The sequence below is a fragment of the Alkalihalobacterium chitinilyticum genome, from assembly GCF_029028005.1.
GTDB classification, from domain to species: domain Bacteria; phylum Bacillota; class Bacilli; order Bacillales; family Bacillaceae_F; genus Alkalihalobacterium; species Alkalihalobacterium chitinilyticum.
On sequence record NZ_JAOTPO010000003.1, the window covers coordinates 368,414 to 392,304 of the forward strand.

30 protein-coding genes are annotated in these 23,891 nt (G+C 36.4%); 9 read left to right on the plus strand and 21 right to left on the minus strand.

Annotated features, from left to right (window positions below):
• Positions 1–79: 79 nt before the first annotated feature.
• Complete coding sequence (spoVV, locus tag N7Z68_RS06755) at positions 80–1,297, plus strand: dipicolinic acid transporter SpoVV (RefSeq protein ID WP_275117698.1); 1,218 nt, start codon at positions 80–82, stop codon at positions 1,295–1,297.
• 25 nt (positions 1,298–1,322) lie between these two features.
• Here spoVV and coaD read toward each other — a convergent pair whose 3' ends face one another.
• Positions 1,323–1,811 carry a pantetheine-phosphate adenylyltransferase gene (gene coaD, locus N7Z68_RS06760; protein WP_275117699.1) on the minus strand — a complete coding sequence of 163 codons (489 nt, stop codon included), beginning with the start codon at positions 1,809–1,811 and terminating at the stop codon, positions 1,323–1,325.
• Positions 1,812–1,839: 28 nt separating this feature from the next.
• On the minus strand, positions 1,840–2,385 hold the full coding sequence (rsmD, locus tag N7Z68_RS06765; RefSeq protein ID WP_275117700.1) for a 16S rRNA (guanine(966)-N(2))-methyltransferase RsmD: 546 nt from the start codon (positions 2,383–2,385) through the stop codon (positions 1,840–1,842).
• Positions 2,386–2,796: 411 nt separating this feature from the next.
• On the opposite strand from rsmD, the gene N7Z68_RS06770 reads away from it, so the two are divergent.
• Positions 2,797–3,189 carry a DUF7147 family protein gene (locus tag N7Z68_RS06770; RefSeq protein ID WP_275117701.1) on the plus strand — a complete coding sequence of 131 codons (393 nt, stop codon included), beginning with the start codon at positions 2,797–2,799 and terminating at the stop codon, positions 3,187–3,189.
• Between the two features lie 53 nt (positions 3,190–3,242).
• On the opposite strand, the gene N7Z68_RS06775 is transcribed toward N7Z68_RS06770, so the two are convergent.
• Positions 3,243–3,521, minus strand: a complete 279-nt coding sequence (locus N7Z68_RS06775) for a YlbG family protein (protein WP_216830894.1) — start codon at positions 3,519–3,521, stop codon at positions 3,243–3,245.
• A 153-nt stretch (positions 3,522–3,674) separates the two neighbouring features.
• Here N7Z68_RS06775 and N7Z68_RS06780 point away from each other — a divergent pair, with 153 nt between their 5' ends.
• Complete coding sequence (locus N7Z68_RS06780; protein ID WP_275117702.1) at positions 3,675–5,162, plus strand: phytoene desaturase family protein; 1,488 nt, start codon at positions 3,675–3,677, stop codon at positions 5,160–5,162.
• 11 nt (positions 5,163–5,173) lie between these two features.
• A complete protein-coding gene (locus tag N7Z68_RS06785; RefSeq protein WP_275117703.1) occupies positions 5,174–5,488 on the plus strand; it encodes a hypothetical protein in 315 nt (104 codons plus the stop codon).
• Positions 5,489–5,584: 96 nt separating this feature from the next.
• Here the strand turns inward: N7Z68_RS06785 and N7Z68_RS06790 are convergent, their stop codons facing one another.
• The 5 genes from N7Z68_RS06790 to N7Z68_RS06810 all read right to left on the minus strand — a co-directional run bounded on the left by N7Z68_RS06790 (position 5,585) and on the right by N7Z68_RS06810 (position 8,455).
• The gene (locus N7Z68_RS06790) at positions 5,585–6,025 is read right to left on the minus strand and encodes a YlbF/YmcA family competence regulator (protein WP_275117704.1); all 441 of its coding nucleotides are present in this window, start codon (positions 6,023–6,025) and stop codon (positions 5,585–5,587) included.
• A 53-nt stretch (positions 6,026–6,078) separates the two neighbouring features.
• On the minus strand, positions 6,079–7,047 hold the full coding sequence (gene uvsE, locus N7Z68_RS06795; RefSeq protein ID WP_275117705.1) for a UV DNA damage repair endonuclease UvsE: 969 nt from the start codon (positions 7,045–7,047) through the stop codon (positions 6,079–6,081).
• Positions 7,048–7,071: 24 nt separating this feature from the next.
• On the minus strand, positions 7,072–7,500 hold the full coding sequence (locus tag N7Z68_RS06800) for a hypothetical protein (protein WP_275117706.1): 429 nt from the start codon (positions 7,498–7,500) through the stop codon (positions 7,072–7,074).
• Between the two features lie 150 nt (positions 7,501–7,650).
• Entirely contained in the window at positions 7,651–7,917 is a 267-nt protein-coding gene (locus N7Z68_RS06805; RefSeq protein ID WP_275117707.1) for a YlbE-like family protein, read from the minus strand.
• Positions 7,918–8,002: 85 nt separating this feature from the next.
• Positions 8,003–8,455 carry a YlbD family protein gene (locus tag N7Z68_RS06810; protein ID WP_275117708.1) on the minus strand — a complete coding sequence of 151 codons (453 nt, stop codon included), beginning with the start codon at positions 8,453–8,455 and terminating at the stop codon, positions 8,003–8,005.
• A gap of 155 nt (positions 8,456–8,610) precedes the next feature.
• Here N7Z68_RS06810 and N7Z68_RS06815 point away from each other — a divergent pair, with 155 nt between their 5' ends.
• Positions 8,611–9,105 (plus strand): PaaI family thioesterase, encoded by a 495-nt coding sequence (locus tag N7Z68_RS06815; RefSeq protein ID WP_275117709.1) that lies wholly within the window; start codon positions 8,611–8,613, stop codon positions 9,103–9,105.
• Between the two features lie 21 nt (positions 9,106–9,126).
• A complete protein-coding gene (locus N7Z68_RS06820; RefSeq protein WP_275117710.1) occupies positions 9,127–9,483 on the plus strand; it encodes a hypothetical protein in 357 nt (118 codons plus the stop codon).
• 44 nt (positions 9,484–9,527) lie between these two features.
• Here the strand turns inward: N7Z68_RS06820 and N7Z68_RS06825 are convergent, their stop codons facing one another.
• The 3 genes from N7Z68_RS06825 to N7Z68_RS06835 all read right to left on the minus strand — a co-directional run bounded on the left by N7Z68_RS06825 (position 9,528) and on the right by N7Z68_RS06835 (position 11,598).
• Positions 9,528–9,755 carry a hypothetical protein gene (locus N7Z68_RS06825; RefSeq protein WP_275117711.1) on the minus strand — a complete coding sequence of 76 codons (228 nt, stop codon included), beginning with the start codon at positions 9,753–9,755 and terminating at the stop codon, positions 9,528–9,530.
• A gap of 117 nt (positions 9,756–9,872) precedes the next feature.
• Positions 9,873–10,970, minus strand: a complete 1,098-nt coding sequence (locus N7Z68_RS06830) for a CAP domain-containing protein (RefSeq protein ID WP_275117712.1) — start codon at positions 10,968–10,970, stop codon at positions 9,873–9,875.
• Positions 10,971–11,169: 199 nt separating this feature from the next.
• The gene (locus tag N7Z68_RS06835; RefSeq protein ID WP_275117713.1) at positions 11,170–11,598 is read right to left on the minus strand and encodes a CBS domain-containing protein; all 429 of its coding nucleotides are present in this window, start codon (positions 11,596–11,598) and stop codon (positions 11,170–11,172) included.
• Positions 11,599–11,773: 175 nt separating this feature from the next.
• Between N7Z68_RS06835 and N7Z68_RS06840 the strand changes: the two genes are divergently transcribed.
• A complete protein-coding gene (locus tag N7Z68_RS06840; RefSeq protein WP_275117714.1) occupies positions 11,774–12,124 on the plus strand; it encodes a YugN family protein in 351 nt (116 codons plus the stop codon).
• 28 nt (positions 12,125–12,152) lie between these two features.
• Here the strand turns inward: N7Z68_RS06840 and N7Z68_RS06845 are convergent, their stop codons facing one another.
• Together N7Z68_RS06845 and N7Z68_RS06850 are read right to left on the minus strand one after the other, a co-directional pair.
• The gene (locus N7Z68_RS06845) at positions 12,153–12,611 is read right to left on the minus strand and encodes a TcaA NTF2-like domain-containing protein (protein ID WP_275117715.1); all 459 of its coding nucleotides are present in this window, start codon (positions 12,609–12,611) and stop codon (positions 12,153–12,155) included.
• Between the two features lie 80 nt (positions 12,612–12,691).
• Positions 12,692–13,039, minus strand: coding sequence for an Asp23/Gls24 family envelope stress response protein (locus tag N7Z68_RS06850; RefSeq protein WP_275117716.1), 348 nt, complete (start codon positions 13,037–13,039; stop codon positions 12,692–12,694).
• A gap of 126 nt (positions 13,040–13,165) precedes the next feature.
• Here N7Z68_RS06850 and ytvI point away from each other — a divergent pair, with 126 nt between their 5' ends.
• Positions 13,166–14,224 carry a sporulation integral membrane protein YtvI gene (gene ytvI / locus N7Z68_RS06855; RefSeq protein WP_275117717.1) on the plus strand — a complete coding sequence of 353 codons (1,059 nt, stop codon included), beginning with the start codon at positions 13,166–13,168 and terminating at the stop codon, positions 14,222–14,224.
• Positions 14,225–14,304: 80 nt separating this feature from the next.
• Here the strand turns inward: ytvI and N7Z68_RS06860 are convergent, their stop codons facing one another.
• The 6 genes from N7Z68_RS06860 to cyoE all read right to left on the minus strand — a co-directional run bounded on the left by N7Z68_RS06860 (position 14,305) and on the right by cyoE (position 19,985).
• Positions 14,305–14,865 carry a DUF420 domain-containing protein gene (locus N7Z68_RS06860; RefSeq protein WP_275117718.1) on the minus strand — a complete coding sequence of 187 codons (561 nt, stop codon included), beginning with the start codon at positions 14,863–14,865 and terminating at the stop codon, positions 14,305–14,307.
• Between the two features lie 207 nt (positions 14,866–15,072).
• Positions 15,073–15,417: a cytochrome C oxidase subunit IV family protein gene (locus N7Z68_RS06865; protein ID WP_275117719.1), complete on the minus strand. Its 345-nt coding sequence runs from the start codon at positions 15,415–15,417 to the stop codon at positions 15,073–15,075.
• A gap of 4 nt (positions 15,418–15,421) precedes the next feature.
• Positions 15,422–16,042: a cytochrome (ubi)quinol oxidase subunit III gene (locus tag N7Z68_RS06870; RefSeq protein ID WP_275117720.1), complete on the minus strand. Its 621-nt coding sequence runs from the start codon at positions 16,040–16,042 to the stop codon at positions 15,422–15,424.
• Positions 16,043–16,044: 2 nt separating this feature from the next.
• Positions 16,045–17,916 carry a cytochrome c oxidase subunit I gene (gene ctaD / locus N7Z68_RS06875; RefSeq protein ID WP_275117721.1) on the minus strand — a complete coding sequence of 624 codons (1,872 nt, stop codon included), beginning with the start codon at positions 17,914–17,916 and terminating at the stop codon, positions 16,045–16,047.
• A 33-nt stretch (positions 17,917–17,949) separates the two neighbouring features.
• Entirely contained in the window at positions 17,950–18,966 is a 1,017-nt protein-coding gene (coxB, locus tag N7Z68_RS06880) for a cytochrome c oxidase subunit II (protein WP_275117722.1), read from the minus strand.
• 83 nt (positions 18,967–19,049) lie between these two features.
• Entirely contained in the window at positions 19,050–19,985 is a 936-nt protein-coding gene (gene cyoE, locus N7Z68_RS06885) for a heme o synthase (RefSeq protein ID WP_275117723.1), read from the minus strand.
• Positions 19,986–20,245: 260 nt separating this feature from the next.
• On the opposite strand from cyoE, the gene N7Z68_RS06890 reads away from it, so the two are divergent.
• Complete coding sequence (locus N7Z68_RS06890; RefSeq protein WP_275117724.1) at positions 20,246–21,139, plus strand: COX15/CtaA family protein; 894 nt, start codon at positions 20,246–20,248, stop codon at positions 21,137–21,139.
• Between the two features lie 124 nt (positions 21,140–21,263).
• Here N7Z68_RS06890 and N7Z68_RS06895 read toward each other — a convergent pair whose 3' ends face one another.
• A complete protein-coding gene (locus tag N7Z68_RS06895) occupies positions 21,264–22,457 on the minus strand; it encodes a GNAT family N-acetyltransferase (RefSeq protein ID WP_275117725.1) in 1,194 nt (397 codons plus the stop codon).
• Positions 22,458–23,885: a cryptochrome/photolyase family protein gene (locus N7Z68_RS06900; RefSeq protein WP_275117726.1), complete on the minus strand. Its 1,428-nt coding sequence runs from the start codon at positions 23,883–23,885 to the stop codon at positions 22,458–22,460.
• Positions 23,886–23,891 lie beyond the last annotated feature (6 nt).

A 23,891-nucleotide genomic window follows, 5' to 3' on the forward strand; every position in this document is an offset into this window, starting at 1 on the left:
ATTGACGAGCTATACGTATATTGATTAGTGGGACAGGTTGAATTGTTTCAAGTGTTTGTTCAAAAAGGAGGAAGCCCTCTTGAATTCTTCAATGATTAAAACAATTGTACTTGCAATATTAGCGACTTCGTTAACAGCTTCACTAATGATATATCCTAAAGAATCATTCGAAGCTTCACTACGTGGCTTAACGATGTGGTGGGAAGTTGTGTTTCCTTCATTATTGCCCTTTTTTATCGTTTCAGAACTGCTCATCGGTTTTGGTGTCGTCACATTTATTGGCACACTTCTAAACCCATTTATGAGACCTGTTTTCAGAGTGCCTGGTGTCGGTGGCTTTGTGTGGGCTATGGGTTTAGCTTCTGGATTCCCAGCTGGTGCCAAATTAACAGCACGTTTACGGCAGGAAAAGAAACTTAGTAGACTAGAAGCTGAACGTCTTGTAACTTTCACGAATGCATCTAATCCTCTCTTTATATTCGGTGCAGTAGCGGTCGGTTTTTTTCATAACCCAACACTAGGTGTTGTCCTCGCCCTTGCTCACTATCTGGGAAATTTCTGCGTTGGTTTTGTCATGAGGTTTCATGGTGGTAAAGAAACGTCACCTCAAACAACAGGATTGCAGCCGAATAGAAATTTTAAAGATGCCATCAAATCTCTTCATGAAGAACGCCTAAAAGATGGTCGTCCGATTGGGAAGCTACTAGGTGATGCTGTTCAATCCTCCATTAATACATTATTAATGATTGGTGGATTTATTATTTTATTTTCTGTATTAAACCAACTACTAAGTTTAATAGGTGTACTTACGTTATTATCATCTTTTATTTCAATTCTTTTCACTTTTTTAGCTTTACCTAGCGAATTAAGTATGCCTCTGATCGCCGGATTATTTGAAATAACGCTTGGCAGTCAATTGACTTCGGAAGCCAATGCTACATTATTTCAACAAGTCATTATTGCTAGTTTTATTTTAGCCTTTAGCGGCTTTTCCGTCCAAGCTCAAGTTGCTAGTATACTAGCGGAAACCGATATTCGGTTTAAGCCGTACTTCATAGCTCGAATATTACACGGGATTTTCGCTTCCGTGATTGTAATCTTATTATGGAAGCCGTTATATGTCAGTCAAGTGGAAGTTGGTCACGATGGAACCATTCCAGTGTTTCTTCAAGAACAGTCCTGGAATTGGATAATTACAGGTTGGAACAGCCTCGTTCAATTTGGATCATTAATTACGTTATTTGGTCTTCTACTCTATATTGGCATCCGTACAAAACGTGCCCTTATGGTAAAATAAAAACCATTTCATGTTGAAATGGTTTTTATTTCAGGTCCTTATATTTTGTACGCAGTGCAGCTTCAACGACATCTGGAACAATATCTGATACGTTTGCACCGTATTTTGCAACTTCTTTTACAATACTTGAACTTAAATATGAGAACTGGTTATTTGTCATCATAAAGAAAGTTTCTACTTCAGGGTCAAGTTTTCTGTTAATTGAAGCCGCTTGCATTTCATATTCAAAGTCGGATACAGCTCGCAACCCGCGAATGATCGTTGAAGCTTTCTTTTGCTTCACATAATCCACTAATAATCCATTAAATGAGTCAATTTCAACATTTTCTAAATGTGCTGTAACTTCTTGGAGCAGCTTTACCCGTTCTTCTACCTCAAATAATGGTGTTTTATTACGATTATGCAGAACCGCTACAATCACTTTGTCAAAAACTTTAGAACCCCTCGTAATAATATCTAGATGTCCATAAGTCACCGGATCGAAACTTCCTGGACAAACTGCAATACTAGCCATTCTTCTTCCTCCTTATGCATCTTATAAATTATTCATAAAATGAAATAGCTGTATCCCCATATACTTCACGCCTTTTACAGGAGAAAGACCCAATGTGTTCAGCTAGTTCAATAGTTGAATCGTGTTCAGCCACAATGGTCCCGCCGCTTGCTAATAAATTAAAGTCATGAATGATTCCAATTTCAGCCTCTATTTTTTGCTCTGCATACGGCGGGTCTAAAAAGATATATGTAAATGATACTTCTCTCTTAATCAGTGCTTTTAATGCGCGCTTTGCATCATTACGGTATACTTCCGCACGGTCTGTGTATGAACATACTTTTAAGTTGTCTTTAATGATTTCTACAGCTTTTCTATTTTGGTCAACAAAAATCGCTTTCTCTACACCTCTGCTGAGTGCTTCAATGCCTAAGTTACCACTTCCTCCATATAAATCAAGCACCCATCCTCCATCGAAATAAGGCCCGATAATATTAAATATCGATTCTTTTACTTTATCTGTAGTAGGTCTCGTTGTTGTACCTGGAACAGCTTTTAACGGCTGTCCTTTTTTTTCACCTGAAATGACTCTCAATGCATACACCTTTCCTTCATCGCAGCTAGCATTCTTCTTTGTTTTTTATCCTATCATAAAAGGTTAAAAAACTAAAGAATAGGATAATTTACCAAGCGAATAAAAAAAAATTACGAATCGATGTATTAGTGAAAATTATTGTGGTCATAATAAGATTAGCAACATTGAGAGATGTTGCAACAACCGCGGAGAAGACTTACGTTTCCCCATAAGTTCTTCCTCCGGTTTCTCCTCTCCCATAGCCTTGTACATACATTGTATGTTGTAGGGCACCTCGCAAGGAAATCCTTGCGAGGATTTTTTTTCGATGCTACATTATTTAATAGTACATATTCAAAAAAGAGGACAAAAAGAGCCGTTTGAACTTCCTCTAATAGGATATTATTAAGGACGAATAAGGAGAGACCTACTATGTTACAACGTTTCATTGAATTAGGAGAAGGCTATTCAGACCTATATGAATTAATGGAAATTGCAAGAAGCAATCACCACCGTATACATCATCTCGTTCGCTTAAATACGACGATTAACAATAGGAAAATGACCTCGCTCGTCGTAGTTTTAAAACCAATGGAACCAGGAAATTATATGCCCTTATACATTTGCCGAGAAGGTATTCCTCAACCAGAGTGGAAAGAAAATCAACGCTTTTCTCTTTTTAAATCATTAGCTGATGAGCTGAACCATGATATTTTCCAACTAGAAGTTAAACCTTCTGACATTTTTAACGAAAAGCAATTATATTACCAATACTTAATTGGCGTTCTTCGGTTAAATCATTTTATTCCAGAACTTAAATTCTAAAGAATTTCGTATAAAAAAGGAGACTGAATTTTTTGAATTTCAGCCTCCTTTTTTTATATTCCCATTTTATAATCGTACTCTTTTGCTTTATCAGGCTTTGCATTTTGGTATTGTGTTTTAACAAAAGGTCTCATTGAAACTTCTACATTTTTAACAAAGTGAAGTGATTGGAGTCGATCAACCATTCCATCGATATCCTCTTGGTCACAGTATAGTACAACGTATTTCATTTTTTTTGAAACATAATGAACGTTGCCGAATTTTCGCAATTGTCTGGCATATTTCAACGAGTGTAGCCATACTGCCAAGCCTTGTCTGTGACTAGCAAGCATAAATATTTTCCCCTTTTCACATATCATATAACTTCTTCAGTCTAGCAGAATTAATGTTATTGAGCAATAGTTTGACAATTTATTTTTGTAAGCACTGTCATTTTTTATTGTGTATAATATTTGTATAACAAATTTATAAAAGAGGGGTTTAATATGGCGGAAAAGGTTATTGTTGTTGGAGGCGGTATAGGGGGCTTAACAGCCGGTGCATTATTGGCAAATAACGGATATGAGATTACCGTACTCGAAGCTTCTAATGAATGGGGAGGTTGTGCAGCTAAGTTTAACCGTAAGGAATTTCTATTTCCGGTCGGTGCAACATTAGGCATGGGGTTTGAAAAAAACGGAATTCATAAACGAGTGATGGACTATTTAAATAAACCAGTTTCTTACCAACAGCTAGACCACATAATGGATGTTCATTTTGAGAGTGGTGAGAAAATCGGCGTGCTGCAAGATCGTCAAGCCCACCTAGAAGCTATAAAATCACTGTTTCCTAAAAAAAGTGCAGCAATTGATACTTTCTATAATAAAATATGGATGATTTCATCAGAAGTAAAGAAACTAATGAAAAATCTCCCGAGTTTACCTCCCAACACATTTAGCGAATGGGCTTTTTTGCTTCAATCGTTGTCACCATCCTCTTTAAAGTTACTACCTTTAGTGAATAAAACCATTATGGATCTATTAAAGAGCTGTACTATTGATGAAAACGATTTATTTTCGCACTATATTGACGGGCAATTGATCGATAGTATGCAAACGACGAGTAAGCAATGCCAAAGTATATTAGGTGCACTAGCACTTGATATTTATCACGAAGGTGCTTTCTATGTTGACGGTGGATTATATGTCATTGCTGGACAACTAGCTCAACATATTCAGGACAAAAATGGCAGCACATTAAAAAAGAAGAAAGTTGCCCATGTTAAAAGAACAAGGAATGAATGGGTTGTCACAGACCAAAAAGGTGAAGAATGGCATGGAACTCACGTCATATTTAATGTCCCTGTCCATTCATTAAAGAAAATTCTTGAACCAACACTTTTTCAACAGTTGCCTATACGATTTAAGAAGAAAGCAGACCTCCCTACTTGGGGAGCATTTACGATGTACTTTGCATTAAAAGAAGAAGGTTATTTTGAACAGCTACCATTATTTCAACAAGTGATTTCCAGAGATAATAACTTGATTGACGGTGATCATATCTTTTTATCACTATCTAAGAAAGGTGATACTTTAAGAGCACCTGAAGGATACAGAACATTAACAGTTTCAACCCATACTGAGACTGATAAATGGTTTCACATGGAAAATTACAAAACAAATAAGTTACAATTAGAACATAAGATAATTGAAAAAATAAAATATGCTTTTCCTACGATTGAAGACCAAATTATTTTACAGCTGTCCGGGTCTCCGAAAACATGGGAAAGGTTCACCCATCGACCAGAAGGAATGGTTGGCGGTTTTCCACAAACGACTAGGAATAGTTTATTTTATAGCTTATCACACCGATCTCCCCTGAAAAATGCTTGGATGTGTGGCGATTCCATCTTTCCAGGAGCAGGAACGATTGGTGCTTCCGTAAGCGGATACCATGTGTTTCGTTCAATCACAAATTACAAAATTCAACTATAAGGGAGGTTATCATGTCACTAGAAACCGTTTGGGACCATTTCATGGAACTATTAAAGAATAATCCGGCCATTACTTCTGTGACAAAAAAGAAATTTACACATCTCCCCTTTCTTTATGTTCAAACAACAACCAGTCATGTTGAGCTCGAAAATACATTAAAGTCAGCAGCCATGACAGTTATGAAAGGAAAACGGTTAACACTTGAAATGGCCTATGTAAGAAAAATGGAAGATATCTATATATACAGACTCCGTTTTTTAGTTCCTAGCGAAAAAATGTTTTGTTGCGGGAATGGATGTATGGACTGTATTCGTTTTAAAACATGACCGTTCAATTTGAACAACACAAATATAAACTAAACTTCCAATTGGCTTTTTAGGCAAAGAGAAGAGGTTGACACTTAGTCAACCTCTTCGAATCCCTTATTTACATCCGCAACTTCCACCAGTTCCACAACCACCGCCACATGCAATTGAGTCAAAATATGGGTTTCCTGAAGGAACTTTAATATGGGGTGAAACAGTATTTGCAATGATACGACTGATTTCAATCAATAACTGATCAAGCTCTGTTTCTGCTTTCTTATACGCTGATATTACAGGGTGTAAATCTAATTCACGTTTTAATTCACGGACCTTTTTAGATGTCTCATGAAAGTTAGGATGATACTTTCCAAAACGTTGGACTTCCTCATAATCTTCTTTTATTTGAACAAAACATTTAATTAAAGTTTGTGCTTCTTTATCATGCTGTAATTTATATTTACACTCTTTAAAGTGATAAAACACTTCAGAGGATAATATGACTTGAGATAATTGGTGCGTTTCTTCTAAAATATCAAATGACGTCATCGACGATATCATTTAGCCACCTCCTGCTATGTATTATAACATGAGAGATAGATGTTAGCGAATGTCTAAGTTTGGACAAACTCAATAGTTGCTTGGGAAATAAATTTACAGTCTTTTTCAGCTTTTAAATCTTCCATTAATTGAAATAAAGCCTGATCCTTCTTTTTTGCTTCAATCATAACGTCAATTCTTTCACAACTCCCATTAACCAGTTGCAGAAATTCAATTAAACGATCCTTATTAATATAATCATGATGACTTTTATCATCTGGAGAGGACTTTGGACTAGAGATGTGTATTTTAACTGGTAATGGACTGCCTTCCCATGTTTTTAAGACTCGTGGCCATAATTCACTTAAATGCAACTCACCATAATTGACATCGTGATGATGAAGATCAAGGATAACAGGTATATCTAATTTTTCACCCAAGTATAAAGCATCTTCTAAAGTGTAAACTGTATCATCATTTTCAAGCATAATCATTTTTCCAAGTGTAGTTGGGATATTAGAGAAATTCTCAACAAACGCTTCTAACCCTTGAACCTTTCCCTCTTTTTTACCCCCAATGTGCAAAACACACCGGTGAGTCGGATCGACGTTCATCCCTTTTAATAATTTATAATGGTATAACAACGTTTGAAGTGAACGTTTTGTTATTTCTTCATCCGTACTATTCAATACAACAAAATGATCTGGGTGGAAGTCCACTCTCATTTGATTTGATTGGACAAACTCACCAACTTCTCTAAGTCGCGGTAAGACCGCACGTTCATATTTCCAACCTTCAGTGTATGAGTGATTAACTAATGGAACGATTCTCGAAGAGAAGCGAAAAAAAGAAATATCGTGAGCTGCATTATGTTTTAATAACCTTAAACAATTTTCGATATTATTTTGTGCAATCCGTTCTAACTTCTTTAATCCAGCTTCTTTATCTTTTATTTTAGAAAACTGCTGAGCTGTCATTGTTTGAGAAGGAGATGCATTCGTTAAAATTTCGCTCATAGCAACATATCCAAAATTGACTATCATCTGCCACACCTCCTTCAACACTAGTTAAGGAATCTGAACAGTAAACTCCTCAGAAATCTCATATAGATCATAATTGTTTTTGACTAATTCTAGTTTGATCGTATGCTCCCCGCTTGGAAGTCCTTTAATGATGAATGCTGCTTGATAAATTGAATCTACTCTTTGTCCATCGACAAACAATTGAATATGACCTTCTCCATCTACGTGGTTTTTACCAGCCTTTTCTTTTGCAAACGTGAACTGGTCGATAATACATTCTACATATACATCGGATCCTTTTACTTCATGATTTACAGTTAACAAGCGCTTGTCCTTACTTACGGAAACTTGAACAATTCCATTACCGTGCATCGGAATGACTTGAACCTCTTGAAGTTCATCCGCAGTAACTTGTCCCATAGGACTAAACAAGCCAACGATAACGGAAAATAAAATAAGTATAGATTTAAACATTTAGACGAACCCCCTTTTTCAAAAATATTTTTACCAACAGAAAGTAAAAATATCCTGTAAACATGCCTATTAATAAAAAAAGAGCTAACTCGGTGGAAGTGTCAGGCTCCTCATACTGAGGGGCGCAGACACTATTGAGTCAGCTCTCAACTATTCCATTGGAGGAGGAGGTTCTTGAGTTCCTCCAAACGGGTTCATTTGTAACATTTGAATAAGCATCATTGCTAATTGTAAGTTATTTTGTATTTTCTCCATTCGCTGTGGAAATGTTCTGCCATAAAATTGATTGACTTCGACTTGAAGTTGTTGCAATTGGTATGGGTCACGGCTTAATTTTCGATACCAATACGGATGTTGGCGAATAAACTGCTTAATCTCTGGCTGACTTCTTAATACCATATTAATATCGTTTCGCATTTTAGTCCCCTTTCCTTTTTAGAGAGACACAAAGTCATCCTAGGCACTGTTTAAGTGTCGAACCGATGCTAAGCATGTTGAGATATTAATGTCGTCTAAAAGAAAAAGGATCGTCCTGAGGTGGTGGCTGATTGGGCTGGTTTTTCCCTTGAAAGGATTGCATTAACCCTTGAACATTTGAAATAACACTGCTTACTTGTGCCATATGATGCTGCAAGTCGTTAAAATTAATGTTCTTTAACATCCCTAAAATATTTGCAGCTGTAATTGAAGAAGAACCCTCTTCATTTTCACTTTTCTCGTTACTAGGATTTTCTTTTTCTTTCTCAGCACTCTCAGAATCGTAAGTATTCTCTTTTCCTGCTTTTCGATACCTTTCCCAATTCGGATGATCCGCGCCAAGAAGAGTCCATTCTTCATAATATTCTTGCCATGTCTTATTTCCACTTCTCACTTCCTTAATGAGTAACGGGTGTTCTTTTACAAAATGCTTAAACTGTTGAACAGAAGGATGTAATTTGCTTGAATCAGTAGGCATGTTGTGTTTCCTCCTTTGCCTAATAATCATCTCTCTACATCATATCGTTTTGCCCAGTTTAGCGTTCGCCCATTTTTGTAACAAAGAAAAATTGCCACTATTTCATCAAATTGCTAAAATGAATGGAGGACATTACATAGAAAGAGGAACTGATAATGGAAGAAAATCAACTGCTTGCTGAAATTCAAACAATTATTGAAACTGGTTCAGAAGACGATAGGAATGTACTGAAATCTGTAGTACAAGGGATACGTACAAAACAACGTGGAGAACATAGGACCTACCTATCCGCAATAACGCATGTAAACCATCGATTTGTAGATGATGGTACCTTTGAAGTCACGATTCCCATCCAGCCTCTAATTGAAAATCCACTTAAAATGGCGCATGGAGGAATAACTGCCACGTTACTAGATACAGCTATGGGGTCAATGCTAAATTTAAAAGCTCCTCAAAATATAGCTTACGTAACGGCTGAGTTAAAAGTTAATTATATTCATCCTGGTCGTGGAAAACATTTACGTTGTATTGCAACTATATTACACCAAGGAAAACAGCTGAGTTTTTCTGAAGCTAAAGTTTATAATGATGATGATAAGCTAATTGCTACCGGTTCAGGAACATTTTTTGCCATTCCTCTTTCATCATAATTAGAAAGGAGGGATAGTTTGTTGGTTGCTGCAATAGTAATACCCATTTTGTTTATTGTTTTTTATTTTATAGTAAAAAGAAACAATGCAGCTTACGAAAAGAAGTGGAAAGAAGTTGGTGAAATCAAGGAGCAAGTAATGATTTCTGGCAAGTTAGAAAGATACTTTGTAGAAAAAAAGAGGTTTTACCAACATCGTTACATCTGGCATATTCAGCTCTTTTTAAAAAAAGACCAAAAGATTATCAAAGTTATATTTGAAAAGCCAGCAGAAACAGACAGCGTCCCTTTAAAGTTTTTAACAAATGATCCAATTAAATGCTACGGACAGTGGGATCGTAAAACGTTTCTAGCTAACCGAGTCTTAAAAAATAATTAAGCATAAAGATAGAGGTGCTAGTTAAAAAACTGGCACCTCTTTTTTTATTCCGTGTGACCTGCATTAATTCGTTCGGCGGTTCGATAAGCATCTACCATTCCCCATATCCAAAGTATAGGTGTTGTAATAAACCCTATAAGAACTAACATTAATAACCCTGAAATAAAGTAAGCAATAATAAATGCAATCCCTTTTGCAATTTCACCGTTGTAAACCTGCCCCAAACCAGCACAGAAAAAACTTAACACTGCAGCTAATCCTGGATTTTTCATTCACTCCTCCTTTGACGCCTTATCATTAGGATGTTTATGAGGTGTTACTATAGTAAATGTTCCAGGCAGCTAGTTTAGAACTATATATGGCCGTTTAAATGTAAAAATTCTAAACCTCTAGTGGATTGCCCAAGGCGTCATAAAGTTTTGCGTGTAGTACCTTTCAAATACTCCAACACCTAAATGTGTAAACTCCTCATTCAATAAATTTACGCGATGCCCTTCACTGTTTAACCAGCCTTCAACCGCTTCAATGCTGTCCACATACTGCGCAGCTATGTTTTCTCCTGCGAAGTAGAAGGATACACCTTCCCGTTCTAATCGATCTTTTAACTCACCGTAAGTAGGTGACGTATGGGAAAAATACTGATTTTCGTACATATCTTTACTATGTCCATAAGCCACTTTTGAAACTTCATGATCCCACTTTAAAACAGCGAGATTATGTCTAGTTCTTATTACATTGGTTATATCCAAAATTTGCAGCTCAGCTCCAGCTTCAATTTCTCTCCATTCTTCAGTTGAAAGCTCTAGTTCTTGTGGTAATTCTCCTCGATAAGTAACAGAATACGGCCGTTGCTTTAATAAAATATCACCAGATAAATACCTGACGCTTGAGAGCTTACTTGTAAACGTATCAAAATAAAGCTGAATCCAAGTATCTTCATCAACTTGAATGAGGGGGCGACTCAGTAATTCTGCTTCAGTTAATTCGAAACGAAATGAACCAGCCCCCTTATTCAATGATACATTTTCAGAAAACGGGTGCTCAAGCGCTATTTGGTCGTAGGCTGTACCAGTTACAAAAGGTTTGGACACTTCGCCTACATCCATAGCAAAGATAGTGACGACTTCATCCGTCTCCACACCTACTTGAAGGTAACCTTCACTGTTATCATTATAGACCCACCAATCATAACCATAAGAAGTAGCGTCTATCCGTTCTGGGCTTCCAAATTGAGTCTCGATAACGCTAGAGGATTCTCCTATTAGATCGTGTAGTCCTTCATTTAGTGATAAAGGAAAGCCTGGCTCCTCTTCTACTTCAACATCTGAAGATATTTGATCATGTCCTGTTTCTTCCCGATCTTCAATGGTTGGTGCAGGGACATTTACTTTTGCTAACATAGCTGAGAACTCATCTGGAAAATATTCAAAAAGAATGATTATAAGGACACCTAAAAAAATAAATAGGCCACACCCTAACCTTTTCATCTAACCCTCTCCCTGTTTTATTGTACATATCATTTTCTCTGTTCTATGCGATAATCCTGCTAATTTATGACTGTATGCTGGGATTTAATATATATAACGTAAAGAAGTAAATAAAATGTTAACAAGCAAACGAGCTTTATGTCAACGAGTAGACTGTTACATTTAAAAAGAGCAACCCTAAAGGGTTGCTCTTCCTATTTTAATGGTGTACTTCTGGACTTTCAGAGATTTCACTAAGCGCAAAACTAGCTTCATCCATAGTACCTCTGTGGACTGCAATATCACCTAATGCGACAATGCCGACCAGTTTATTATTTTCTACAATTGGTAAGCGACGAATTTGTTTTTCAGCCATCATTTTTGCAGCATCATCAACTGTCATATCTGGAGTGGCTGTAATTAACTTTTCACTCATAATTTCTGTTACTTGTGTTGAGTTAGGTCTTTTTTCAGCTACACCACGAATAACAATATCACGATCTGTAATCATACCAAGTAATTGTCCATTTTCACAAATTGGGATTGCACCACAATCCTCTTGCTTCATTTTAACTGCCACTTCAAATACGTTGTCAACGGGAGTACAATATTCTACATCAGTTGTCATAATATCTCTTAAGTGTTCCATAAGGCAGGCCTCCTTTTCAGAATATCAAGCAATAGTTTGCCCAATAAAAAAGGAACCATACGATTTGACAATAAATCCTCTTCTTTCATGAAATATTCAACAATATTCGTTGCATCTTGGTTCTTTTCATACTATGATTAGTTAAGTATAGGGTATTTGTCTAGGAGGGAAAAAAATGAAATTCGAAAACTTACAGTTTGAAGGAAAAGAAATAAAATTTTCAACTTTACAATTTGCAGCCGAATCTGTTGGATTGGTACATGCAGGCCAATGGGATTACGAGCGAGTCACTTTCGATTACAAAATCGAAACACACGAAACAAATGTTACATATTATTTAAGAGTTCCTGCTTATGCAATTGAAGGGGATATCCCGTCTCCTGATGCAAAAGTGAAATTACTTACACCAATTCTTGGTAAACATTATTACCCACATGGTGTCGAGTACGATGAAGATTTCCCGAAAAATATTGTAGATAAATGTAATAAAAAACTACAACTTTTCAATGAAAAATTAGGAAAATAATAAAAAGGAGGGGACATTCCCCTCCTTTTTACCTTTTCATTATTGATAAAATTCTAAAGCTCTCATTATGCTCAACTAACTCATACACTATGTTCATCTCTTCAGTCGTTTTTTCACCACGACGGTCAGTCTTTTCTGTCACTTCAAATACGTGAGCGAGAAGAATTCCTTGTTCATTGTCGAGTACATCACTTACAGTATGTTCAATCAATGTTAAAGTACTTCTTTCTTGTTGAAGGTCATTTACATGACGTCTTATTAAATGATAAAAGGTCGAATTTGGAATTAAGAAATGTTCCAATTCACTAAAGTTCCCTTCATTCACTTGAAAGACCATCTCTTGTTTATATTGATTAACAAATTCAATAGCCGATTGTGTCGATTCTTCTGATGCAGGAACGAATGTCTCCTCTTCGCCATTACCACATCCAGTTATTAAAGATGTTATCGCTAAACTAATAAATAGAAAAGTAATTATTTTTTTCATCGTAGTACTCCTTTTAAATAATCTTTAACAAGAGTACTTCAAAATGAAAGAAACTTCAACAAAATCGTATAGACATTCGCTTAATCGTCAAAATGAATGTCTTCAATTTTAATACTAACCCGTTCTACTATAAATCCTGTACAATACTCGATTTCGTGTTTTATGACCTTTTGGATTGTTTTAGTCAATTCTCGAAAATCTGAACCATATAATACAGAAAGACTAACATCAAGTTTTAAGGAGTTTTCTTCTACTACAACAGCTATTCCATATTTTTCATTACGATTTAATGAGTTCCTCACTCGTTTCTTCCACTCATTATATGGTTTAATATAAGGATAATGATTTTCCAAGGAAAAGTAGATAAGATCAATGATTACTTTTTCTTTAATATGAAGCTGACCATCTTCAAGCAATTGAATGGGCATAATATCATTCTCCTTTTTTTGAATGATTTATTAATATTTCAAGAAAGCCTTTACAAAGCCTGTTCAATGTTTTGCGTTCATACTATAATAGAACTACATGCCTTTAAGATAGAAAGGGGTTTGAAATTGTCCGCCATCTTCACTAAACGAAACATTATTTTAACAGTTACGCTTATACTAATTATCGTTGCAGGTTATTTCATTTTACCTGTTTCTCTTCCGCTTATTTTAGCATTGTTTACAGCGCTCATACTGACACCTGCTGTAAAGGCCCTTTGTGAGAAAACAAAAATGAAAAGAAACTTAGCCGTTATGATTGTTTTTACGATATTTGTATGCTTTATTGGGCTAAGTGGTTACTTTATAGTCACTAAAGCAATTACACAAGGCGTACAATTAGCAGAAAACTTACCTACCTATTTAAATGATATAAATCGGGCTTGGTTTTCATTTCAAAGAGATTTAGAAAGTAAATATGCGGATTTACCTCCTGATTTTATCCTTGGAGTAAATGAGCAAGTCACTAACACATTAAATAATTTAAGGACTGATTTTGCCAATAGAGACTTAATTAGTGATATAACCTCATTAATTACGACGATACCAGCATTTTTAGTAAATTTTTTAGTCTATTTAATCGCTTTGTTTTTATTTTTATTAGAATTACCAAGACTTAAAAAGCAGTTGTATTCATACTTTTCAGATAAAACCGCGGATAAAGTGAATTTTATGGTCTCACGTTTATCTTATGTTATCGCTGGATTTTTTAAAGCACAATTTTTGGTGAGTATTATTATTTTCATTGTATCTTTAATTGGGCTATTGATTATCGTCCCGGAGGTAGCTTTACTGATGGCCTTTATTATTTGGATCATCGACTTTGTGCCAATTATCGGCTCTATCGCCATTTTAGGACCATGGGCACTATTTTATCTATTTACCGGTGATGTTGGATTAGGAACCCAACTGTTAATTTTAGCAGGTGTGTTATTAATCATTCGTAGAACAGTCGAACCAAAGGTAATGGGACAGCATATCGGTCTATCCCCGCTTGCCACACTAATTGCCATGTATATCGGTTTAATGCTCTTTGGCGTCGCAGGTTTTATTATCGGACCATTAATTGTCATTGCCTTTACTTCAGCTAAGGAAGCCGGCATTATTAAATTAAATGTAAAAATTTAAGGTAATTCACTGAAAGTAATTCACTGAAAACATCAACATCAATCAATAAAAAAACTCCTGCTATAAAGCAGGAGTTTTTCTTAATAATACGGTGAAATTAAAATATAAACTAGTACACCAGTTAAACTAACATATAACCATAATGGCATGGTCCATCTTGCAATTTTACGGTGTCTTTCATTCTCCATATTCCAAGCTCTAGCAACTGTAGTTAATGCTAACGGAACAATAGCTGCAGCTAAAATGATGTGAGTGATGAGGATAAAGTAATAAATGTATTTTAAAACGCCATCTCCACCATAAGTTGTTGATGCGGAAAGAAAATGATGCCCTACATATGTGACCAAGAATAATGTCGTTGTCGTAAATGCTAAATATATGAAACGCTTATGCCATGTAATGTTTTTCTTTATAATCGCAATTAATGCAAATAACAGGAATAAGAACGTGAAACTATTAAAAATAGCGTTCATCAATGGCAATATCTTAACATCAAATAAATCAAAGTTTTCGACCCCTGGCAATCCTGAAAGAATGATAACTAAACCATTGATTACAATCGTAATTGCTATGATCCACGGCTTATAATTTCTCTTTTTAAATGATGTTTCACTAATCGTCTCTTGACCGTGACCCTTCATCGTTTTCACTCCTATCTTTAAAATACTAAACCACTTCTTATTATACACAAATTCAGACAAAATAACTCATTTTTTGCATGAGGTTATTTTACAAAACATTGAACAATTGATTTGAGCACTTTAGGTGGTTTTTCCATTTAAACCTCCATGTTATTATGCAGAAAAAAAGCCGACTGTAAGAAATTACAGCCGACTCTTGTCCTGAACTTAATACTTCGTGATACCTAGTAGAAGCATTAACGCAGCAATTGCAGGAATTGCAATTACAAATCCTGATGCCATAAATGAACTAGCCCATCCATGGTCTTTATCCTTCAAGTGCATAAAGTATAACAACTGAAGGAATAGCTGAATTACAGCTAGAATTAAGATGAATGGAATGGCAAAAGTAGCAGGGACGATATCTGTAGCAACTGCTACGAAAGCCAATAACGTTAAGAAGATCATTAACGCAAACGCGATAATTTGACGCTTCTGCTCGTCATTCGTCTTTCTTAATTCTTCTTCTGACATTGAACTTTTAGAAAAAGAAGTACTTAAGTTGTCTGCCATAAACTTAACCTCCTATTCCCATTAGATATACTACTGTAAAGATAAATACCCAAACTACGTCGATAAAGTGCCAGTAAAGGCTGGCAACGTAGAATTTCGGGGCATTTGTTAACGTAATACCAGAACGTCTGTAACGAATTAACAAACAAACGATCCAAGAAAGACCAAAGACAACGTGGGCACCATGCAAACCAACTAATGTGTAGAAAGATGATGCAAAAGCGCTTGTCGTATAACCTAAACCATAGTGAACTGAGTACTCGTAGAACTCGTAAATCTCCATTCCTAAGAACCCAATTCCTAATAATACTGTAACCCATAACCAAGCAACCATTGCCTTGAAATTATTCTTTTTCATGGCATACATTGCTAGTACACTCGTTAAACTACTTGTTAAAAGTAGCATTGTCATGATGAATACTAATGGTAATTGGAAAATCTCAGCTGGCGTTGGACCATCAGCAACCCCGTTACGAAGACCTAGGTACGTCCCAAAGAATGTTGCAAATAGTACAGTTTCTCCACCTAAGAAGAACCAAAATCCTAAAAATTTATTTTTCCCTTCGAGGGTGGCCCTCTCCGGATGAGGAGGAAGCCCTTTAGAAGTATCTACCGCGTGTCCCATCGTTAGCTTACCTCCTTCTCTTTAATTTCTTCAACTGGAATATAATATCCATGATCTTCTTTAACTGAACGTGCAATCATTGAACCAAACGTTACAACAGCACCTAGACCGATAACAACAAATGGCGAAACGATTGGGTTCTCCATGTTCATCATAACAAAACCAAAACCTAAGATGAATAATCCAATTGACATAATGAACGGAATAATTGATCCATTTGGCATATGAATTGGAGCGATTGGTTCAGCTGGTTTCATTTTCCCATCTCCATGAATTTTCTCATAGAAAAGTGGATCTAATGAACGAACTTGTGGCGTTTGTGCAAAGTTATACTCAGGTACTGGAGTAGGTGTAGCCCACTCTAATGTACGAGCATCCCATGGATCTGCAACTGTTACACGCTCACCTTTAAATGCTGAATACACAACGTTGAGTACTAGTACGATAACCGCTGCACTCATGAAGAATACACCAATTGTACTAATATAGTTAAATGCATTTAAACCTTGACCATCTAGGTATGTGTATACACGACGAGGCATACCCATTAAACCTAAGAAGTGCTGAATGAAGAATGTTAAGTGGAACCCGATTGCAAATAAGATATACATAAGGATCCCTAATTTTTCATTAAGCTTATGACCAAACATTTTAGGATACCAGTAGAATAACCCAGCAAATAAAGCGAATACGATACCACCAACGATAATGTAGTGGAAGTGAGCTACTACAAAGTAAGTATCATGATATAAGTAGTCTACAGGTCCCATTGCAAGCATAACACCTGTAACCCCACCAAGTACGAATGTTGGAACGAAAGTTGATGCAAACAACATGGATGTATTGAATGTTAGTTTTCCACCCCACATTGTAAATAACCAGTTAAATACTTTAATACCAGTTGGTACTGCAATTGTCATCGTTGCAACTGCAAAGATTGCATTAGCAATTGGTCCCATACCTACAGTAAACATGTGGTGAGCCCAAACCATGAAACCTAAGAATGCGATAACGATTGTCGCAAATACCATTGCTGTATAACCAAACAAACGCTTTCTTGAGAAAGCAGGAAGCACTTCTGAAATAATACCAAAAGCAGGAAGTACTAGAATATATACCTCTGGGTGTCCGAAGATCCAGAAAATATGTTGCCATAATACAGTGTTACCACCCATACCTGGGATGAAGAATTGTGCACCAAAGATACGGTCTAACATTAATAAAGCAAGACCAGCTGCTAATGGTGTGAAAGCAAATAAGATTAGCATTGATGAAATAAATGATGTCCATACGAATAATGGTAGACGCATCATCGTCATACCAGGTGCACGCATGTTAATGATTGTTACTAGGAAGTTGATACCTGATAATAATGTACCGATACCAGCAACCTGTAAACCTAACACGTAAAAGTCAAGTCCTAGACCAGCATAGTCACGACCAGCTAGAGGAACGTATGCCGTCCAACCAGCGTCCGGTCCACCACCGAAGAACCAACTCATATTTGTTAATAAAGCACCAAAGAAGAAAATCCAAAAACCTAATGAGTTAACAAATGGGAAAGCTACGTCACGCGCCCCGATTTGTAATGGAATCATATAGTTCATAAAAGCAAACAGTAACGGTGTTGCCACAAAGAAAAGCATGACCGTACCGTGCATTGTAAGTAATTCATTAAATGTTTGACCCGTCATAAATGTATTTTCTGGGTACATCAACTGGATTCGCATTAATAATGCCATTAGTCCAGCTTGAACGAAGTAAAGCGTACCAGCTACTAAGTAGAGGATGGCTATTTTCTTATGGTCAACAGTAGTTAACCAATCCCAAATTACACTTTTTGACTTTGTATTAGCCAATGAAGTTGTAGCCAATGGGGATTCCCTCCTTTTATTCAAATTTATAAATTATTCGTTTACTTTTAAAGATTTTAAGAACGCAATTAGTGCCGCCATATCTTCATCACTAAGATCAGGATAAGCTGGCATGTTATTACCTTGTTTTAAAGACTCAGGATCACGGATCCATGCTTCTAAGTTCTCATCAGTGTACTCAAGGTAACCTGCAACAACTGTACGCTCACCAAAGTTAGTAAGTGTTGGACCAAGATCTGACCCAGCGCCACTAATAGCGTGACAGCCGATACAACCTTGATTTTCAAATACTTCATAACCTTGACGTGCTAAAACTTCAGAACTATCTTCTGCTTTAGCTTGCATACCAGCAACCCAAGCATCGTAATCAGGACGATCTAAAGCAACTACTTTAAAGTCCATAAGAGCATGCTCAGGACCGCAAAGCTCAGTACATTTTCCTTTGTAAATTCCTGGCTCATCAGCAATTAACCATAAGTGGTTTGTAATACCAGGAACATTATCTACTTTACCAGCAAGTGCAGGTACCCAGAATGAGTGTTGTACATCACTTGCATGAAGTTCAAAGATAACTTTTTCACCAGTCGGGATGTAAACATCTTGACCAGCTGTAAATCCTTCATCCTCATAATCAAATTGCCACCAGAATTGATGACCTGTTACTTTGATATGAACTGTGTGGTCTCCCTCTGGCTCAGTATCAGCCAACATGAAAGATCCAGTGATCGTAGGTACAGCTAAAATTGCTAATAATAGAATAGGAATAGCTGTCCAAATAATCTCCAGCGTCGTACTCCCGTGAACTTGTTTAGGGTACGTATCATCGCCAGGCTTTCTTCTAAATTTAATTAGAATAATAAAGAATACTGCAAAAACAAATGCTGCCACGAAAATCATGACGAATAATGACAATAGCATTTTGTCATAAATCCACTGTGCTTGTGGTCCTTTAGGATCAAGCGCAGTTAGGTTTGCCTCACCACACCCTGTCATAAAGAAGACAAGAAGTGAAAGAGGAAGCAAACGTAAAGCATTTTTCCAATTTCTCATCTGACAATCAATCCTCACTTTCGCTTTGTAGTGAATACTACGTAATTTATATTACAGTCACTATTCCCCTCATAGTTTTCTCTCTATATGTGGACAATGACCATAAGAACAAACAAGATAGTAAGATAGTTAAGGGAATAAACGAACATTAAACGTGCCCATTTAATATCATCCTTCATCTTAAAACCTGCTATCCCCAAGATTAACCACCCTGCACCAAGTGCAGCAGCTACTATTGTATATACGAGGCCAAATGGTGCTAACATTAATGAAACTGGGATTAAAATAGCTACATAAAGGACCATTTGACGTTTCGTCATCTCAAAACCTGCAACAACAGGCAGCATCGGGATACCTGCAGCGCGATACTCCTCACTTCTTTTCATAGCTAACGCCAAGAAATGTGGAGGTTGCCAAAAGAACATGATAAAGAATAACAGCCAAGCATACGTGTGAAGTCCTGGGTCAAGTGCTGCCCAACCAATTAATGGCGGTACTGCTCCAGAAATACTTCCAACCACTGTATTTAATGAGTGCGTACGTTTAGACCACATTGTATATAAAACAACGTATACAAATAAACCAATAATTCCAATGACAGCTGCAACGGAGTTGGCAAATGCTAGAAGCATAATACCTAGCCCCGACTGGATAAGACCTACCCAAAGAATGTGATTCGCTTGAAATCTCCCATTAACAGATGGTCTTGCTTTCGTACGTTCCATAATTGGATCAATATCTCTATCAATAAAATTATTTAGTGTACATCCTCCAGCCATAACCAAAGCGGCACCTACTATTGCAAAAAACACGATATGGAAATTATCTGCCAAACTAATACCCGAGTACTTTGCTGCTAGAAATAGACCAGCAAATGTAGTGATAAGATTCGAAGTAACTATACCTACTTTACCAAGTGTTAAATAATCTTTCCATGACTTTTGTTGATCGGTTACTATGACACCTGGTTCATTAGGAAGAACATTCGTAGCTTCTATCACCGTGTTGGTCTTATTCATCTCCCTTTCACCCCCTTTTTCGAGAACGGCTCATAACAGCAACAGAATAGATCAATATCCTATCGAGTTATAACCACATTATATCTTAAAATCTACTTTGTTTCATCAAAATCCAAAGTTTCACACTATCTTCACATTTTTATGTATCCATAAAATGTTCATTCTCTAGAAATTGACTAAGCCGTTCTTTTTACTTAAGATCAATAATAGCCTCATATATTTTAATACATCTAACTCAAAATGAAAAGAAGGTGAATGATTTGCATAGGTATTTAAAAATATTTGGTGTGATCACGTCCATTGGGATGTTAATTGTTCTACTACAAGGTGCACTGGTTACTAAGACTGGTTCTGGTGAAGGTTGCGGGGCAACATGGCCTTTATGTTTTGGAGAAGTTATACCAGCATCTCCAGCAATAGAAACGATTATTGAATATAGTCATCGAATTGTTTCAGCACTTATGGGACTACTCATTATTATCTTTGCAATTTGGGCATGGAGAAAACTTTCTCATATGCGCGAAGCTAAGTTTTTGGCAATTATGGCAGTATTTTTTATCCTTTTCCAAGGTTTACTAGGAGCTGGAGCAGTAGTGTTCGGTCAATCAAAAGCTATTCTTGCCTTACACTTTGGTATTTCAGCTATTTCGTTAGCAACTGTAGTACTATTAACCGTTTTAGCATTTGAAGATGGAAAGTCGAAAGTGCCTGTCCCTAATGTGTCAAAAGGATTTAGGAATTATGTATTTTTTACCATTACCTATTGTTATTTAGTAATATATACAGGTGCATATGTAAAACATACTCAAGCAACATTAGCATGTTCAGGATTCCCACTCTGTAATGGACAAATCTTCCCTGGTTTTGCAGGCCCTATTGGTTCTCACTATTTTCACCGTCTCGTAGGAATAGCTCTCTTCCTTGTTATTTTAGTAATGTTTGTATGGGCAGTAAGGCGCTATCGCCATGAACGTACTATTATTTGGGGCACTGGGCTGTCATTATTATTTGTTACTGGTCAGTTCATTAGTGGTGTAGCTGTTGTATTTACTGCAGCATCATTATTTACAGCTATGCTTCATGCTCTTATTATTTCTGTATTGTTCACGACACTATGCTATTTAACAATGGTCGTTACTAGAAAAAAATATTAATAGAATGAAGGAACCATTCAGTAGTAATAGTCTAACTCGGTACCTTATAATTATGAAAAGACGGGAATGTAAAGCCATTCTCGTCTTTTCTTTTTATACTTCGTTTTTCTTTTACAGAAGCACCTTAGAAGAAGTCAATAAATCCTGTTGGCTTATTGACAATAAGTTGTTCTAGTATGGCTATTTCTTCCTGTGATCCTTTAATTTTTTGCATCTGTAATAAATTACTAGGTCGATGATAATTTAATAGCATAGTTGTAAGGCTATTAATATTACAAATAATCCCTCGCTTAGGTTCTTGCTGGCAGGCACCTTTACTTCTCGGTTCATGCCTTTTAACATTTACTTCTTTTTCTTTAACTGTAATTTGATAAGTTGCATTATTCCAAGGACAAAATTCATCTAAAATATGTAAGAACAAATTTCCATTTGTAGCTGGTTTAAAAGGATACTTTTTAAGAAACTTTTCAACATCTACAATTCTTGCCATAAAATATGGAACAACTTCTTTTTGAATTTTAGGATCCGGCAGCCAATAAGGGTAAGGTTCACTATCAGGAAGTTGTTGAATAATAAAATCATCAGCCATCGAATCGTGATTAGCTATAAAATTCCAAATCCCTCTTCTACTCTCTTCATCGAGAGAGACACATTCTTTGATAGTCATTTTTCTATCTTTCACTTCATAAATGATGTAACCTTTAGGGGTACCAACAGGATCGATAAAAGCTGCTATTCTTCCTTTCTTTCGAAAAAGGACCCAATCCCTCCACCAATCATTATCCCGTAAAAGCATACCTGTATAGGATTGAACATATTTATCATAGATTTCTATTAGAGTATGAATGGAAGTATCGTCAACCTTTTTCATATGGCCAGTGACAGTTTTAAACCTGGGTAACTGCTCCCTAGTCAGTGTTAGTTTTTGGAAATCAATAAAAAGTTCCCATCCATATTTTCTATAAAAAGGAATTGAAAATGGAAATAAATAGGACAGCACTTGCCCTTTTTCTTTCATTTCTTTTAACCCGTGTTGTAATAAATTTTTGACCAAACCACTACGTCGATATTCTGGATAAGTGGCTACCCCGGAAACTCCACCCATATCAAAAGAAACTCCATCAAGTAAGACTTTGAACGGTAAAGTTGTCATTTTCGCTAGTAACTCTCCATTAGAAAAATAGCCTAATGAATCCTCTGGACGTAATACATTGAGACGGTGTTCTCGTTCCTCACTTGTCAACGTATATTGAAAAGCAAATTGAGATAATTTTAAACTTTCATCGATATCATCTTTTGTGAGCTTCCTAACTTCCATCTATTCTCCTCCTTTAAATAATGCAATTGCCTTTTGCCTTTGCAGCTGATGATCTATTGTCGGTGCTGGATAATCGCTATCTATTTCAAAATTATATTTCACAGCAAGTTCCGGTGGAAGTTTCCAAGGCTCATGGATGTATTGCGCAGGCAGGTCCTTAAGTTCTGGAACATACCTCTTTATGTACTCACCTAAAGGGTCAAATCTTTCTGATTGACGGATGGGGTTAAATACTCTAAAGTAAGGAACTGCATCAGCCCCCACAGATGCAGCCCACTGCCACCCTCCAATGTTTGTTGCTTCCTCATAATCAATAAGCATTTTCTCAAAATATCGTTCCCCCAACCGCCAATCTAATAAATAATCTTTGGTTAAAAAAGACGCTGTAATCATTCGAAGGCGATTATGCATCCAGCCCTCTTGCCTTAGTTGTCTCATTCCAGCATCTATAATTGGGAAACCTGTCATTCCTTCTTTCCATTTATCTAATCGTTCTTGATCTGTTTCCCAGGCCAGATTACCGTATTCTTCACGTAAAGCTTGTTGTTTACTCTGTGGGTAATAATAGTAAAGCATATTATAAAATTCTCGCCATGCTAGTTCTTTTATGTATGTATGGGCTCCTTCTCCTATATCCATTTGACATTCAACGATTTTCTGATATATTGTCCTAATAGATATAACTCCTGTCTTTAAAAAAGGGGATAGCTGACTTGTTCCATACTCTGATGGTATGTCTCTTTTTATATGATATGTATGGAAAATAGCAGTAAACCTTTCTAAACGATCAGCAGCCTCACTCTCACCAAGTGCCCCCCAACTTCGTTTTGATTTCATAATAATATTCGAAAAATACCTTTCACCGTTTGGATCGATACTGCTGTCCATTGGATAATAATATTCCTGTAGTTCATTTAGGCTTATTTGCAGCGGTGCAGGTTTTGCTATTTTAGACCAAGTTCGAAAGTAAGGAGTAAACACCTTATAGGGTTGCCCATCTGCTTTCACTACTTGTGTTGCTGACGTTAAGTGCGTATCTAAAAAAGAAGTTGCTGATATTCCTCGTTCAGCAAGTCGTTTTCTCACCACATCATCTCTAATTTTTCCACTTCCGACTTCATCTTGGTTGAAGTATATTGCCGTTAATTCAGGGATGGCCTCCAAAGTTTTCTTTATAAATTCATCGACAGTCCCATAAATGATATGTAATCGAATTCCTGCCTCTGCACATTTTTCTTTAAATTCATAAACGGTTTGGAAAAAGTAATCATGATGAGGACATATTTCTTCTGAAAACTTTGGATCTAAATGAAATAAAGCAACCCACTTTCCACCTGATTTCTTAGAGCGTTCTAAACATTGAAAAAGTGCGGTTTGGTCATTCAATCTAAAGTCTCTTCTAAACCAAACACCTACTACTTCCGACATGGAATT